At 50.0% G+C, this 13,951-nt stretch carries 14 protein-coding genes; 5 read left to right on the top strand and 9 right to left on the bottom strand.

Going from position 1 to position 13,951, the window contains the following annotated elements; all coding sequences use genetic code 11:
• Positions 1–91: 91 nt before the first annotated feature.
• Genes mglB through mglC form a run of 3 tightly spaced genes read left to right on the top strand, consistent with a single transcriptional unit; the run spans position 92 to position 3,697 of the window.
• Positions 92–1,090, top strand: coding sequence for a galactose/glucose ABC transporter substrate-binding protein MglB (gene mglB, locus FEK50_RS05805; protein ID WP_001036964.1), 999 nt, complete (start codon positions 92–94; stop codon positions 1,088–1,090).
• Positions 1,091–1,150: 60 nt separating this feature from the next.
• Complete coding sequence (gene mglA, locus FEK50_RS05800) at positions 1,151–2,671, top strand: galactose/methyl galactoside ABC transporter ATP-binding protein MglA (RefSeq protein WP_130207062.1); 1,521 nt, start codon at positions 1,151–1,153, stop codon at positions 2,669–2,671.
• Between the two features lie 15 nt (positions 2,672–2,686).
• A complete protein-coding gene (gene mglC, locus FEK50_RS05795) occupies positions 2,687–3,697 on the top strand; it encodes a galactose/methyl galactoside ABC transporter permease MglC (protein ID WP_001275110.1) in 1,011 nt (336 codons plus the stop codon).
• Between the two features lie 267 nt (positions 3,698–3,964).
• Here the strand turns inward: mglC and preA are convergent, their stop codons facing one another.
• From preA to FEK50_RS05760, 7 genes are all read right to left on the bottom strand, one after another.
• Positions 3,965–5,200, bottom strand: coding sequence for an NAD-dependent dihydropyrimidine dehydrogenase subunit PreA (preA, locus tag FEK50_RS05790; protein ID WP_131162183.1), 1,236 nt, complete (start codon positions 5,198–5,200; stop codon positions 3,965–3,967).
• Positions 5,194–6,432, bottom strand: coding sequence for an NAD(P)-dependent oxidoreductase (locus FEK50_RS05785; protein WP_131162182.1), 1,239 nt, complete (start codon positions 6,430–6,432; stop codon positions 5,194–5,196). Before FEK50_RS05785 ends, preA begins: the two co-directional genes overlap by 7 nt.
• A 193-nt stretch (positions 6,433–6,625) precedes the next feature.
• Entirely contained in the window at positions 6,626–6,865 is a 240-nt protein-coding gene (locus tag FEK50_RS05780) for a DUF2542 family protein (RefSeq protein WP_130207056.1), read from the bottom strand.
• Positions 6,866–6,867: 2 nt separating this feature from the next.
• Entirely contained in the window at positions 6,868–7,587 is a 720-nt protein-coding gene (sanA, locus tag FEK50_RS05775) for an outer membrane permeability protein SanA (protein WP_130207054.1), read from the bottom strand.
• 185 nt (positions 7,588–7,772) lie between these two features.
• Positions 7,773–8,657 (bottom strand): cytidine deaminase, encoded by an 885-nt coding sequence (cdd, locus tag FEK50_RS05770; RefSeq protein WP_130207053.1) that lies wholly within the window; start codon positions 8,655–8,657, stop codon positions 7,773–7,775.
• 129 nt (positions 8,658–8,786) lie between these two features.
• The gene (locus tag FEK50_RS05765) at positions 8,787–9,482 is read right to left on the bottom strand and encodes a CidB/LrgB family autolysis modulator (protein ID WP_130207051.1); all 696 of its coding nucleotides are present in this window, start codon (positions 9,480–9,482) and stop codon (positions 8,787–8,789) included.
• Positions 9,479–9,877: a CidA/LrgA family protein gene (locus FEK50_RS05760; protein ID WP_001295452.1), complete on the bottom strand. Its 399-nt coding sequence runs from the start codon at positions 9,875–9,877 to the stop codon at positions 9,479–9,481. Before FEK50_RS05760 ends, FEK50_RS05765 begins: the two co-directional genes overlap by 4 nt.
• Before the next feature lie 272 nt (positions 9,878–10,149).
• Between FEK50_RS05760 and dusC the strand changes: the two genes are divergently transcribed.
• Complete coding sequence (dusC, locus tag FEK50_RS05755) at positions 10,150–11,097, top strand: tRNA dihydrouridine(16) synthase DusC (RefSeq protein ID WP_131162181.1); 948 nt, start codon at positions 10,150–10,152, stop codon at positions 11,095–11,097.
• A gap of 373 nt (positions 11,098–11,470) precedes the next feature.
• Here dusC and yohP read toward each other — a convergent pair whose 3' ends face one another.
• Complete coding sequence (yohP, locus tag FEK50_RS24450) at positions 11,471–11,554, bottom strand: small membrane protein YohP (protein ID WP_000691708.1); 84 nt, start codon at positions 11,552–11,554, stop codon at positions 11,471–11,473.
• A gap of 222 nt (positions 11,555–11,776) precedes the next feature.
• Here yohP and mdtQ point away from each other — a divergent pair, with 222 nt between their 5' ends.
• On the top strand, positions 11,777–13,216 hold the full coding sequence (mdtQ, locus tag FEK50_RS05745; RefSeq protein WP_135524372.1) for a multidrug resistance outer membrane protein MdtQ: 1,440 nt from the start codon (positions 11,777–11,779) through the stop codon (positions 13,214–13,216).
• A gap of 51 nt (positions 13,217–13,267) precedes the next feature.
• On the opposite strand, the gene FEK50_RS05740 is transcribed toward mdtQ, so the two are convergent.
• Positions 13,268–13,825 (bottom strand): DedA family protein, encoded by a 558-nt coding sequence (locus tag FEK50_RS05740; RefSeq protein WP_130261138.1) that lies wholly within the window; start codon positions 13,823–13,825, stop codon positions 13,268–13,270.
• Positions 13,826–13,951 lie beyond the last annotated feature (126 nt).

The following is a 13,951-nucleotide window of genomic DNA, read 5'->3' as shown; positions in this document are numbered from 1 at the left end:
GCTTCGGCGTTCAGTAACACTTCATTAACCATACTGGCCCGCCGAGCATTTATCTCAAGCACTACCCTGCATAAGAAAAACCGGAGATACCATGAATAAGAAGGTGTTAACCCTGTCTGCTGTGATGGCCAGCATGTTATTCGGCGCCGCTGCACACGCTGCTGATACCCGTATTGGTGTGACGATTTATAAATATGACGATAACTTTATGTCTGTTGTGCGTAAGGCTATCGAACAGGATGCGAAAGCAGCACCAGACGTCCAGTTGCTGATGAATGATTCACAGAATGACCAGTCCAAGCAGAACGATCAGATTGACGTGCTGTTGGCGAAAGGGGTGAAGGCGCTGGCAATCAACCTGGTTGACCCGGCAGCTGCGGGTACGGTGATTGAGAAAGCGCGCGGGCAAAACGTGCCGGTGGTTTTCTTCAACAAAGAACCTTCCCGTAAGGCACTGGATAGCTACGACAAAGCCTACTACGTTGGTACTGACTCCAAAGAGTCCGGCATTATCCAGGGCGATCTGATTGCTAAACACTGGGCGGCGAATCAGGGGTGGGATCTGAACAAAGACGGTCAGATTCAGTTCGTACTGCTGAAAGGCGAGCCGGGCCATCCGGACGCAGAAGCACGCACCACTTACGTGATTAAAGAACTGAACGACAAAGGCATCAAAACTGAACAGTTACAGTTAGATACCGCTATGTGGGACACTGCTCAGGCGAAAGATAAGATGGACGCCTGGCTGTCTGGCCCGAACGCCAACAAAATCGAAGTGGTTATTGCTAACAACGATGCGATGGCAATGGGTGCGGTTGAAGCGCTGAAAGCACACAACAAGTCCAGCATTCCGGTGTTTGGCGTCGATGCGCTGCCAGAAGCTCTGGCGCTGGTGAAATCCGGTGCGCTGGCGGGTACCGTACTGAATGATGCCAACAACCAGGCGAAAGCGACTTTTGATCTGGCGAAAAACCTGGCCGATGGCAAGGGCGCCGCTGACGGCACCAACTGGAAAATCGACAACAAAGTGGTTCGCGTACCTTATGTTGGCGTAGACAAAGATAACCTGGCTGAATTCAGCAAGAAATAAGACTGAACGGGCGCAATAGTTTATTGCGCCCTTATTGTATGACCAACAAGGTAAAATTATATGGTCAGCTCAACGACTCCGTCATCAGGTGAATACTTGTTGGAAATGAGCGGTATCAACAAGTCCTTTCCCGGTGTTAAGGCACTTGATAACGTTAATTTAAATGTCCGGCCACATTCTATCCATGCATTAATGGGGGAAAACGGCGCGGGAAAATCAACATTATTAAAATGCCTGTTTGGTATTTATCAAAAAGATGCCGGCACCATTTTATTCCAGGGTAAAGAGATCGATTTTCATTCTGCCAAAGAAGCACTGGAAAATGGTATTTCGATGGTACACCAGGAGTTAAACCTGGTATTACAACGTTCGGTGATGGACAACATGTGGCTGGGGCGATATCCCACCAAAGGCATGTTTGTTGATCAGGACAAAATGTACCGCGAAACTAAAGCGATTTTTGATGAACTGGATATTGATATCGATCCGCGTGCGCGCGTCGGCACATTATCCGTTTCGCAAATGCAGATGATCGAAATTGCTAAAGCGTTTTCCTATAACGCGAAAATTGTGATTATGGATGAACCGACTTCTTCGTTAACCGAAAAAGAGGTCAATCATCTGTTTACTATTATTCGTAAATTAAAAGAACGCGGCTGCGGTATTGTCTATATCTCGCATAAAATGGAAGAGATTTTCCAGTTATGTGATGAAGTCACCGTATTGCGCGACGGTCAGTGGATCGCTACCGAACCGCTGGAAGGGCTGACGATGGACAAGATCATCGCCATGATGGTTGGTCGTTCTCTTAACCAGCGTTTCCCGGATAAAGAAAACAAGCCGGGCGAAGTGATCCTCGAAGTGCGTAACCTGACGTCACTACGCCAGCCATCGATTCGCGATGTCTCGTTTGACCTGCATAAAGGGGAGATCCTCGGTATTGCCGGGCTGGTGGGGGCGAAACGTACCGATATTGTTGAGACATTATTTGGCATTCGCGAGAAATCTGCTGGCACCATTACGTTGCATGGCAAAAAGATCAATAACCATAATGCCAACGAAGCCATTAACCACGGATTTGCACTAGTAACTGAAGAACGCCGTTCAACGGGAATTTATGCCTATCTGGATATTGGCTTTAACTCATTAATTTCCAATATTCGCAACTACAAAAATAAAGTGGGCTTGTTGGATAACTCGCGGATGAAAAGCGATACCCAGTGGGTGATTGATTCGATGCGGGTAAAAACGCCAGGGCATCGTACGCAAATTGGTTCGCTCTCAGGTGGTAATCAGCAAAAGGTGATTATTGGTCGCTGGCTGTTAACGCAACCAGAAATATTAATGCTCGACGAACCGACGCGCGGTATTGATGTCGGAGCGAAGTTTGAAATTTATCAGTTAATTGCCGAACTGGCGAAGAAAGGCAAGGGGATTATTATTATCTCCTCTGAAATGCCAGAGTTGTTAGGGATAACAGACCGTATTCTGGTTATGAGCAATGGCCTCGTTTCCGGAATTGTCGATACAAAAACAACAACGCAAAACGAAATTCTACGTCTTGCGTCTTTGCACCTTTAAGATTAGGGGCTTCCCATGAGTGCGTTAAATAAGAAAAGTTTTCTTACTTACCTGAAAGAGGGCGGTATTTACGTCGTTCTTTTAGTTTTGCTGGCGATTATTATTTTCCAGGACCCAACATTTTTAAGTCTGTTGAATTTAAGTAATATTCTCACCCAGTCATCGGTGCGTATTATTATCGCCCTCGGTGTGGCAGGGTTAATTGTCACCCAGGGGACTGACCTTTCCGCTGGTCGTCAGGTGGGGTTGGCGGCAGTTGTAGCGGCGACGTTATTGCAGTCGATGGATAACGCCAACAAAGTGTTCCCGGAAATGGCGACGATGCCGATAGCGCTGGTTATTCTGATTGTCTGTGCCATTGGCGCGGTTATCGGTTTGATCAACGGCCTGATTATCGCCTATCTCAACGTAACGCCATTTATTACCACTCTCGGCACGATGATTATCGTCTACGGCATCAACTCGCTCTATTACGACTTTGTGGGGGCGTCGCCGATTTCTGGTTTTGATAGCGGCTTCTCCACCTTTGCCCAGGGATTTATTGCACTGGGGAGTTTCCGGCTCTCTTACATCACCTTCTACGCGCTGATTGCCGTGGCGTTCGTTTGGGTACTGTGGAACAAAACCCGCTTCGGTAAGAATATTTTTGCTATCGGCGGTAACCCGGAAGCGGCAAAAGTATCTGGTGTTAACGTCGGCCTGAACCTGCTGATGATCTACGCGCTGTCTGGCGTGTTCTATGCCTTCGGCGGGATGTTAGAAGCTGGACGTATCGGCTCGGCCACCAACAACCTCGGCTTTATGTATGAGCTGGATGCTATCGCGGCGTGCGTGGTGGGCGGCGTATCGTTCAGCGGCGGTGTGGGGACGGTCATTGGTGTAGTGACCGGGGTAATTATCTTTACGGTCATTAACTATGGCCTGACGTACATCGGCGTAAACCCGTACTGGCAGTACATCATCAAAGGGGCGATTATTATCTTCGCCGTGGCGCTGGATTCACTGAAGTACGCGCGTAAGAAGTGATATGAATGTGGGTATTGCCGGATGCAACGCTGGCGCGTTTTATCCGGTCTACAATGAGCACAATATACTGATTTATATGGTTTTGTATGCCGGATAAGGCGTTCACGCCACATCCGGCGACAGGAGCCAAATGCCGGATGCAACGCTGGCGCGTTTTATCCGGCCTACAATGAGCACAACATACTGATTTATATGGTTTTGTATGCCGGATAAGGCGTTCGCGCCGCATCCGGCGACAGATGCCAAATGCCGGATGCAACGCTGGTTTTACAACGTTACCGGGTGTTCTTTCTCTCCCTTCTTAAACTTCACTTCCCCGAGATCGATACAACCCACCGGGCAAACATGACCGCAAAGCAAACAACCAACGCATTTTTCGGTATTACAATGCGGCGTGCGCGCTTTCTCGTTCCATTCCATCGCCTGATGACCGCCGTCGTAACAGGAAATGTAACAGCGCCCACAGCCAACACATTTATCGAGATTGATATGGGGATAGACGATATAGCTGCGGTCTAAATCTTCTGCCGGAACAATATTATGATTCGCCAGACCCACCATCTCCTGCAACGAGGCAAATCCCTGATCGGCAAGGTAATGCGACAACCCGCTCGCCATATCTTCCACTATCCGATACCCGTACTGCATAATGCCGGTGGTCACCTGCAAGGTTGCCGCGCCGAGCAATAAAAACTCCGCCGCATCTTCCCAGGTTTCAATACCGCCGATACCGCTGATCGGGAAATCGCGCAGCTCTGGATGGGTGCGCATTTGCTGAATAAAGCGCAGGGCGATCGGTTTCACTGCTTTACCGGAATAACCGGAAATACTCGATTTACCGTTGACGATCGGCATACCGATTTTCTGATTAAGATCGATATTGGTGATGGATTTGACGGTGTTAATCGCTGCAATACCATCTGCGCCGCCGCGTTTTGCCGCCAGCGCCACTTCGCACATATCACCGATATTCGGCGTCATCTTCGCCAGCATTGGCAGCGTGGAACCACGTTTCACTGCCCGACAATATTTTTCTACCAGCTCCGGGCTTTGCCCGACATCGCTACCCATCGCATGGGAGGTCATCTGCGGACAGGAGAAGTTACACTCGATCATATCCGCGCCAGCTTCTTGTACCAGACGCGCCAGCTCTTCCCACTGCTGCTCATTTTCCCCCATGATCGAGGCGATCAATACTTTGTCCGGGTAATCTTCTTTCAGCCGACGCAGTGCGGCCAGATTCTCTTCCAACGGATGTTCAGCAATCTGCTCCATATTTTTGAAGCCGATAAAACCGGTATCTTCTTTCACCAGATGATCAAAACGCGGTGAGACTTCATTAGCGATAAAAAAGCCGATCGTTTTGAACACCACGCCACCCCAGCCGGTGTCGTAGGCTTTGGCGCACATCTCGTAGCAATTGCCAACCGGCGAAGAAGAGAGGCAGAACGGGTTGGGAAACTTCACGCCGCAAAAGGTAATAGAAAGATCTTTCGTTAACATGAGCAAGCTCCCTCTAAATAATGATGAATCGCCTCGGCGGCTTCTTTCCCGGTTTTCACTGCATAAACCACGGTTTTGTCACCCTCAACAATATCGCCAGCGGCAAACAGTTGCGGGTCGCGGGTCTGGTAATTTTGCGTTTCGATGGTGTTGCGCTGTGGTTCCAGTGCGGAAAAAGCGGCAAGTTCGGCATGTTGACCTACAGCGAGAATAATTTTGTCCGCAGCCATCGTCAGTTCGCCCGGTAAACGAACATGTTTAAACGTCACTTTATTGCCGTCTACAGCCACTGGCGTAAAGCCATCGATAATCGATACACCCAATTTTTGAGCGTTGGTGAACTCTTTCTTGCTTGCCGGAAACTCATCTAACTCTTCACGCGCAACGCAGGTCACCGCCTGGCAACCAAGAACTTTCAGCGTGCTGGCAACGTCCATTGCGACATCGCCGCCACCAATAATTAATGCGTTCTGCGGGACGCTGATATCGCCTTGTGCCTGGCGTGCGCGTTGCAGGAAATCGACGGCGATCTCAACATCGCTATGCTCAAACAGTGGCAGGGTGGCACCGCGCGATAAACCGACAGTCACCAGTACCGCTCGGTTTTCCGCTTTAAGTTGCTCCAGGGGGAGTGTTTTACCAATCTCGCAATTGCACTTAATGGTCACGCCCATTTTTTCGATACGGGCGATTTCTGCATCCAGCACCGATTGCGGCAAACGAAATTGTGGAATGCCATTACGCAGCCAACCACCTGGCTGTGCTTCTTTTTCATAAATCGTGACGTCGTATCCCCGGTTGGTCAGTGTCACACTCGCTTGTAGCCCGGCAGGGCCTGCGCCAATGATCGCCACTTTGCCGAGCGTTTTACTGCCGGGCTGATAAATCTCCATTCCGGTTTGCTGTTCGAAATCAGTAACAAAACGCTGTAAGCGGCCAATATCAATTGGGTCGTCGACACCGGCTCGTGTACAACCGCGCTGGCATAATTTTTCCGTCGGGCACACTCTGGCACAAACGGCACCGAGCGCGTTATTTTCGCGAATTGTCTCGGCAGCACCTTTAAAATTACGAAAATAAATTGAGCGAATAAATTTTCCCGGATCGGTTTGCGCCGGGCAAGCCTGACTACAGGGCGCGTCGTGACATAATAAACAGCGAGAGGCTTCTTTAATCGCCAGTAAAGGCGTAAAAGCCGGAGTGAGTTCATCCAGATAATTTTGTTGCGGCATGTGATCTTCCTTAATGCTATAGGTAATTAAGGCGAGCGTTTAGTGAATAATAATGTATTGATATTAAGGCTAAGCGTGCGGGGAAATTTAAACTGTGAAAGGATTCACAAATAGCCGCGGTTAAGAATGTGATATCCGCAGCTTATCAGGTGAAGTAATAATTATTCTCAATAATTATCTGGAGAGGGAAATATTAACGATAGAAAATAAGATAAATAATCATGCCAATAGATAAAATTCCGAAACCGCAATACGCCACCATATAAGCAAAGAAGAGTCCCGGATTTTTTTCGCGCCAGACATACACCGGTTCCGGCGAATTTTTAACCCGTTTATCAATCGCGCCAGCACGCCAGCCTTTCCACGCTTCGCGAAAACAAAATACAGGGATTAGGAAAAAAACGGCAACGACAAAAAACTGCTGTACATCCATAACTACTTTCCTTGTTTCTTTTGTAATTCAAGTAACTGCTCGGGCGTGACGGCGGGATAGCCCTGCGCATCTTCCGGCACTTGATGCATTGCCGGAATAGGGACCAATGGACCTAAAAAGCGCGGCTCACGTTTAAAAATATAAAGGTCAGCCAGCGCGCCGAAACGGGCGGCAAATTCGCGAATACGGACAGACCACATATCTTTTGGCGATGGTACGGCATAACACTGGGCCTGAATACCCATATGTAAAGCGATAAATAATGCCCGTTCACAGTGAAAACGCTGGGTGATAATAATGAAATCATTAGTATCGAACACTTTGCGCGTGCGTACGATGGAATCCAGCGTTCGGAAGCCCGCGTAATCGAGAACAATATCAGAGGGGTCGACGCCAGCGGCTATTAAATCTTTGCGCATGGTCATCGGCTCGTTATAACTTTGCAACGCGTTATCGCCGCTAAGTAATAGATAGTTCACCTTACCGCTGTTATAGGCATTAATCGCTCCCTGAATACGGTAGCGGTAATACTGATTAATGACTCCGGTGCGATAATACTTTGCTGTGCCAAGCACCACGCCGACCTGACGGTAGGGGAGATCCTGCAACTCGTCGTAGATATAAGGCGCGGTTTTCCAGCTCATCCAGCGATCGAGGCCGAGCACAGTCAACAGCAGCAAGCCGATCATGACTAACAGGCTGTAGAACAGACGCTTTAACATGCAGAAGACTCGATCTCGGGAAATTTTTATCAGGCTACTTTACCCGCTGCTTTTGCGCAAGAAACGGTAAACTGTTTGCCGGGATTTTCGACATCAGGAGAGCGCTGACAAGCCTGAGGCAACGCTTATCAGCGTGCCAGACCTGTAGGCCGGACAAGGCGTTCACGCCGCATCCGGCACCAGGCTTAAGCGAGAAGAACGCGGTCGATACTGTGACAACCGAGAGCTTTCAGCGTTGCGGAGGTTGCATCCCATTGAATCAACGGCGCATCGGCTTTTTCTGCCAGAACCGCGCGCTGGATATCCGGGTAATCATAACCCTTGAGATTCAACAGAATTAACGCACCCTGCAACGGCGGCAGAGTCGGGTTGAATGCGGCGTTTTCAGCGTAGCTGCCGCTGAAAATACGACCGTCTTTGCATTCCAGCGCTACACCGCTTGGTGACTTACTGTAAGGCATGTGCGAACGGTTTGCCGCGGCAATCGCTGCCTGAGAAAGCGCATCACCAGTGAGCGTAAAGCCGTGATCCTGCTCGTCCATCAGCAGCGTTTTTATCTCCAGATCTTTTGGTCCAAAGGCATCCGGCAGATAGTCACGCAGTGCGTGCGCTTCGCGACCCGGCAGATGAATACGCAGATCCAGACCGCTGTTCAGTTCATTCATAAACTGACGGCAGTGACCACAAGGCGTGTAGTTAACGGTGATGGCCGCGAGAGCTTTCTCACCGCTTAACCAGGCGTGGCTGATAGCACTTTGTTCGGCATGAACAGTTTGCTGCATTGTTGCACCAATAAATTCCATATTGGCACCGAAATACCATGTACCACTCACGCCGCGTGCAATAGCGCCAACGTTAAAATTCGACAATGGCGTACGCGCACAGGCCGCAGCCAGCGGTAGCAGTGCGAAAGCCAACGCGTCTTCGTCCAGCCCGGTTGCGCTCTTAAGCGAAGAGACTTGCTCCCCGGTCAACAAAGCGGGGAAGTACTTGTCTGCCAGAATAGGTTCCAGCGCAGATTGCAAGTTATCCGCAAGTTGGGCAAAAGCAGTTTGAAAACGTGGATGCATGGCGTTGCCTCATAATCATGTAATGGGATAACAGTTTACGAACCTGCTATGGCTTTATATGTGATCTGAATCTCATTAATTATGCAACAAGTGAAACGTACATCAAAAATGCGCGACGCATCGCAAATTTTAGCCCATGACTGCCAGAATAATTGGGAAAAGGAACGGCGCGATCAACGAAGTAATAATCCCGCATAACACCAGCGCCAGCGAACTAAATGCGCCTTCCTGATAATCCAGCTCGGCGCAGCGCGCCGTACCGAGGGCATGGGAAGCTGTCCCCATCGCCAGACCGCGCGCCGCTTTGGTACGAATACGCATCGCATTAAGTAACGTATGACCAAAGACCGCGCCGAGGATCCCGACGAAAATGACACAAACTGCGCTGATTGCCGGAATACCGCCAATACTGCCGCCGACAGCCATCGCAATTGGCGTAGTGACTGATTTCGGTAATATTGACGCAGCAATTTCCGGTGAAGCCCCCATCAACAATGCCACGCAAGTCCCTGTTACCATCGCTACCACGCTGCCGATAAAACAGATGGTGATGATTGATTTCCAGCGGGCGCGGATCTGATGCAACTGTTCATATAAAGGATAGGCCAGCGCGACGACCGCCGGTTGCAGCAGATCGTTTAGCACTTCGCTACCTTTAAAGTAGCTGTCGTAAGAGATGCCGGTCAGCATTAAAAAAGGAATGATCACCACCATTGCCACCAGCAACGGGTTAAGCAAGGGAAACTTATACCGCGCCGCCAGCTTGCGGGCGGCAAAAAAGACAATCAACGTCAGCGGTAATGACCACCAGATATTTGCCATCATTCTTCTGATCCTTTCTGACCTACGACCTTACGTTCACCGTGCACCAGTTGAGAACTCCAGCTCACCACCAGAAAAACCACCAGCGTACTGACTGCACAGGAAACCACTACCGGGCCAAACTGCGCGCGTAGTAAATCAAAATATTGCATTACGCCTACGCCAATCGGCACAAACAATAGCGCCATATAGCGAATTAAAACGTAACACCCCGGATTGACCCACTTCGCCGGAAGAATTTGCAAGGCCAGCAGGACAAACAGGATCAGCATCCCGATAATGCTGCCCGGAATGGTTACCGGTAGCAGGGATGCAATGAAAATGCCTGCATACAGGCAGGCATAAATCAGGACGAAAGCGCGTAAATATTGCCAGATAATGTTCAGTGTCTTACTCATAATCAACACCCCAGATGAGATGGATTCATCATACAATTAATTCATAAAATGTGCTACAGATCACATTAAGAATTCATCGCTATTTTTCGCGCCTGGGTATGACGATGTGAGCAGCGAACTCAGGCAAATCTGCTTTTTCGCAACAGAAAGTGTGTTTGCCATAGATCAAGCATAGAGAGGGATTGCAGCTTTGCAGCAATCTCACTCGGCAGACCTTTAATCCGCTGACCGGAGGCGCTAACATAGCGCCTCATTTTTTTGCGGGTGATGATATGCGTGTGTTACTGGCGCCAATGGAGGGGGTACTTGACTCTCTGGTGCGCGAATTGCTGACCGAAGTTAACGACTACGATCTGTGCATCACTGAGTTTGTTCGCGTGGTGGATCAACTGCTGCCGGTAAAAGTTTTTCATCGCATTTGTCCTGAGCTACAAAACGCCAGCCGTACTCCTTCAGGTACGCTGGTGCGCGTACAGTTGCTGGGGCAGTTCCCGCAATGGCTGGCAGAGAACGCCGCCCGTGCGGTGGAATTAGGTTCCTGGGGCGTGGATCTTAACTGCGGCTGCCCGTCGAAAACGGTTAACGGCAGCGGTGGTGGGGCAACGTTACTGAAAGATCCCGAACTCATCTACCAGGGCGCGAAAGCGATGCGCGAAGCTGTACCGGCGCATTTGCCCGTCAGCGTGAAAGTGCGTTTGGGCTGGGACAGTGGCGAGAAAAAATTTGAAATTGCCGATGCTGTTCAACAGGCTGGTGCTACGGAGCTGGTGGTGCATGGGCGGACAAAAGAGCAGGGGTACCGCGCGGAGCATATTGACTGGCGGGCGATTGGCGAGATTCGCCAGCGGCTGAATATTCCGGTAATTGCCAATGGTGAAATCTGGGACTGGCAGAGTGCGCAGCAATGTATGGCTATCAGCGGCTGCGCCGCGGTGATGATTGGGCGCGGGGCGCTCAATATTCCCAACCTGAGTCGGGTGGTGAAATATAACGAACCGCGAATGCCATGGCCGGAGGTCGTTGCATTGCTGCAAAAGTATACCCGTCTGGAGAAACAGGGGGATACCGGGTTATATCACGTCGCGCGGATCAAGCAGTGGTTGAGTTATTTACGTAAAGAATATGATGAAGCAACGGAATTATTTCAGCATGTGCGGGTGTTGAATAATTCCCCTGATATTGCAAGGGCTATTCAGGCAATTGATATCGAGAAACTCTAAAAAACTATAGTGATGTTTTTTTGACAATGTGTTAGCTCTTTATCAATAGGCCGCACGGTTGTTTGGTGGCGTCAAAATCGCCGAGGCGTTCCCTGAAGGCCGGGGCAGCCCACATGGATGTGGGCTGAGGGCGCGTCTTACAGGGATGTTACCTCGCGCCCGACCCGGTAGCCGTAAGGGATAAGCCGAGGGCACCGCGCAGCGGCGATTTTGTTCGCCAGAGCCCGGGGGGGCAGGGGGCGGCGGCGATTGGCCGCCCCTTGCGCGCTCCTTGCGCCAGTGATTATATGAAGCAATGCACATGACAGGAGCGCAACAGGATGAGAGACTGAAATATTCTCGTTATTTTCGAATCTGATGACATTAATTAATTTTAAAATATCATCTTAAATACGCCAGTCACCACCAGTAGCCCAATCAGGAAAATAATCAATACTGCCCAGAGTATAATTTTCATTGGCGTTCCTTTATTTGTGAGTGCTGAATAAGTATAGGAAAAAATGAAACTCTTTGCCGTCATTCATAAACGATTAAGATAAATCAGAGGATATCATTCACTTATTGTATATTTTTCTGGATATGTCGTTTTATTTCCGCTGATGTATTGCCACGTGAAACTAAAAAATATTTCGCCGCACACGGTAATCTCCGCGCACCGTTTCTTACCTGATTATTCCCCATGAATCGTGATTCATTTAATGCAGCAAGCGTCTGTTTTCCGCTTTTAATTTTGTTGGCTGGGTGTGCGCCTGTACACGAAACTCGTCAGGCGTTAAACCTGCAAACGCCTGCCACGCAAGTGGACACTGCGTTACCTGCGGCATTGAAAAACGGTTGGCCAGACAGCCAGTGGTGGCTGGAATACCACGATAATCAACTCACTTCCTTAATTAATAATGCAATACAGAACGCGCCGGATATGCAGGTGGCTGAACAGCGCATTCAACTGGCTGAAGCGCAGGCGAAAGCAGTAGCGACCCAGGATGGCCCACAGGTAGATTTTTCTGCGGATATGCAACGGCAAAAAATGTCGGCTGAAGGGTTAATGGGGCCGTTTGCCCTGAACGATCCTGCTGCCGGTACCACGGGGCCGTGGTATACCAACGGTACTTTTGGTTTAACGGCGGGCTGGCATCTTGATATTTGGGGAAAGAATCGGGCGGAAGTTACTGCTCGCCTCGGTTCAGTAAAAGCTCGGGTGGCGGAACGTGAGCAGACCCGGCAATTGCTGGCTGGCAGCGTGGCCCGTTTGTACTGGGATTGGCAAACTCAGGCGGCGTTGAACACGGTTTTGCTGCAAATCGAAAAAGAGCAGAACACCATTATTGCGACCGATCGCCAGCTCTATCAGCGTGGAATTACCTCTTCGGTTGAAGGTGTGGAAACCGATATTAATGCCAGTAAAACCCAGCAACAGCTCAACGATGTCGCGGGTAAAATGAAAATTATCGAGGCGCGATTAAGTGCGCTCACCAACCATCAGAAAAGCGCATTGAAGCTGCATCCGGTCACGTTGCCGAAAGTGGCAAGCCAGCTTCCTGATGAACTGGGATATTCCTTGCTGGCCCGGCGGGCAGATTTGCAGGCGGCGCATTGGTATGTCGAGTCGTCGTTAAGTACCATCGACGCAGCAAAAGCGGCATTTTATCCCGACATCAATCTGATGGCCTTCCTGCAACAGGATGCCTTGCATTTAAGCGATCTTTTTCGTAGTTCCGCCCAACAGATGGGCGTCACGGCGGGGCTGACATTGCCAATATTCGACAGCGGCAGACTTAATGCCAATCTTGATATTGCGAAAGCCGAAAGCAACTTGTCGATTGCCAACTACAACAAAGCAGTGGTCGAGGCGGTGAACGATGTGGCGCGGGCGGCGAGTCAGGTGCAGATACTGGCAGAGAAAAACCAGCATCAGGCGCAAATTGAGCGCGATGCCATGCGTGTGGTGGGGCTGGCACAGGCGCGATTTAACGCGGGCATCATCGCGGGTTCCCGCGTCAGTGAAGCCAGAATTCCGGCGCTTCGCGAACGAGCCAACGGCCTGCTTTTGCAAGGGCAATGGCTGGATGCCTCCATTCAACTCACCAGTGCGCTGGGCGGGGGCTATAAACGCGGTTGATGTCTCATTTATCAAGTATTAAGCAGAGAAACGTTGGACCTCACCGACGTTTCATTTCCCGCGCCGTTTCAGCCACCAGCGAACACCAACCACCAGAGCCACAACCAGAATCAACCAAACCCAGTGCTTCAAATGTTGGTCAAGTTCGTGCAACCACGGCGCAATCACTTGGCCACCTGCGTAGCCAATGGTGGTAAAAATCAGCGCCCAGGCAAATGCGCCGAGAATATTCAGCGGTAGAAATATTTTCGGCGGTAGCTGACTAGCGCCAATCAGCGTCGGACCAATCACCCGAAAGCCATACATAAAACGTGTACCAATAACAAACAGATACGGATGACGTTGGATCAGCTTCTGCGCCCGTTCAATTTTGTCCTGATGTTTTGATAAACGTCGTAACAGCTTGCCGCCAAACCGCCGTCCACACAGATAAAGCGCCTGGTCGCCAATCATGCCGCCAAGTGCTACGGAAAGTACCACCAACGGGAATTTCAGCAGCCCCTGATGCGCGGCAACACCACCGAGCAAGGTGACGGTTTCACCTTCAGCCAGACTGCCAAGTACCAGCGCGGCATAACCATATTGTGAAATAAGCGTATTAATATCCATAGGTCAGTCTGTCTCCCTTTGGTTGCCTGTAAGCATACACACAGTAAATCATTCATGCAGAAAAAGCCCCGCAGGGCAGTGCACTAATTTAGTGATCGCGCAAAAAATAATCACAAGCTGACTTAT

It is taken from the genome of Escherichia sp. E2586 (assembly GCF_005781105.1).
Lineage (GTDB): Bacteria > Pseudomonadota > Gammaproteobacteria > Enterobacterales > Enterobacteriaceae > Escherichia.
This window is presented reverse-complemented; position numbering and strand designations above follow the sequence as displayed.

Coding starts and splice junctions, on each gene's coding strand:
- mglB (WP_001036964.1), top strand. CDS start 92: ATGAATAAGAAGGTGTTAACCCTGTCTGCTGTGATGGCCAGCATGTTA.
- mglA (WP_130207062.1), top strand. CDS start 1,151: ATGGTCAGCTCAACGACTCCGTCATCAGGTGAATACTTGTTGGAAATG.
- FEK50_RS05760 (WP_001295452.1), bottom strand. CDS start 9,877: ATGAGTAAGACACTGAACATTATCTGGCAATATTTACGCGCTTTCGTC.
- yohP (WP_000691708.1), bottom strand. CDS start 11,554: ATGAAAATTATACTCTGGGCAGTATTGATTATTTTCCTGATTGGGCTA.
- mdtQ (WP_135524372.1), top strand. CDS start 11,777: ATGAATCGTGATTCATTTAATGCAGCAAGCGTCTGTTTTCCGCTTTTA.
- dusC (WP_131162181.1), top strand. CDS start 10,150: ATGCGTGTGTTACTGGCGCCAATGGAGGGGGTACTTGACTCTCTGGTG.
- FEK50_RS05740 (WP_130261138.1), bottom strand. CDS start 13,825: ATGGATATTAATACGCTTATTTCACAATATGGTTATGCCGCGCTGGTA.
- mglC (WP_001275110.1), top strand. CDS start 2,687: ATGAGTGCGTTAAATAAGAAAAGTTTTCTTACTTACCTGAAAGAGGGC.
- FEK50_RS05765 (WP_130207051.1), bottom strand. CDS start 9,482: ATGATGGCAAATATCTGGTGGTCATTACCGCTGACGTTGATTGTCTTT.
- cdd (WP_130207053.1), bottom strand. CDS start 8,657: ATGCATCCACGTTTTCAAACTGCTTTTGCCCAACTTGCGGATAACTTG.
- preA (WP_131162183.1), bottom strand. CDS start 5,200: ATGTTAACGAAAGATCTTTCTATTACCTTTTGCGGCGTGAAGTTTCCC.
- FEK50_RS05780 (WP_130207056.1), bottom strand. CDS start 6,865: ATGGATGTACAGCAGTTTTTTGTCGTTGCCGTTTTTTTCCTAATCCCT.
- FEK50_RS05785 (WP_131162182.1), bottom strand. CDS start 6,432: ATGCCGCAACAAAATTATCTGGATGAACTCACTCCGGCTTTTACGCCT.
- sanA (WP_130207054.1), bottom strand. CDS start 7,587: ATGTTAAAGCGTCTGTTCTACAGCCTGTTAGTCATGATCGGCTTGCTG.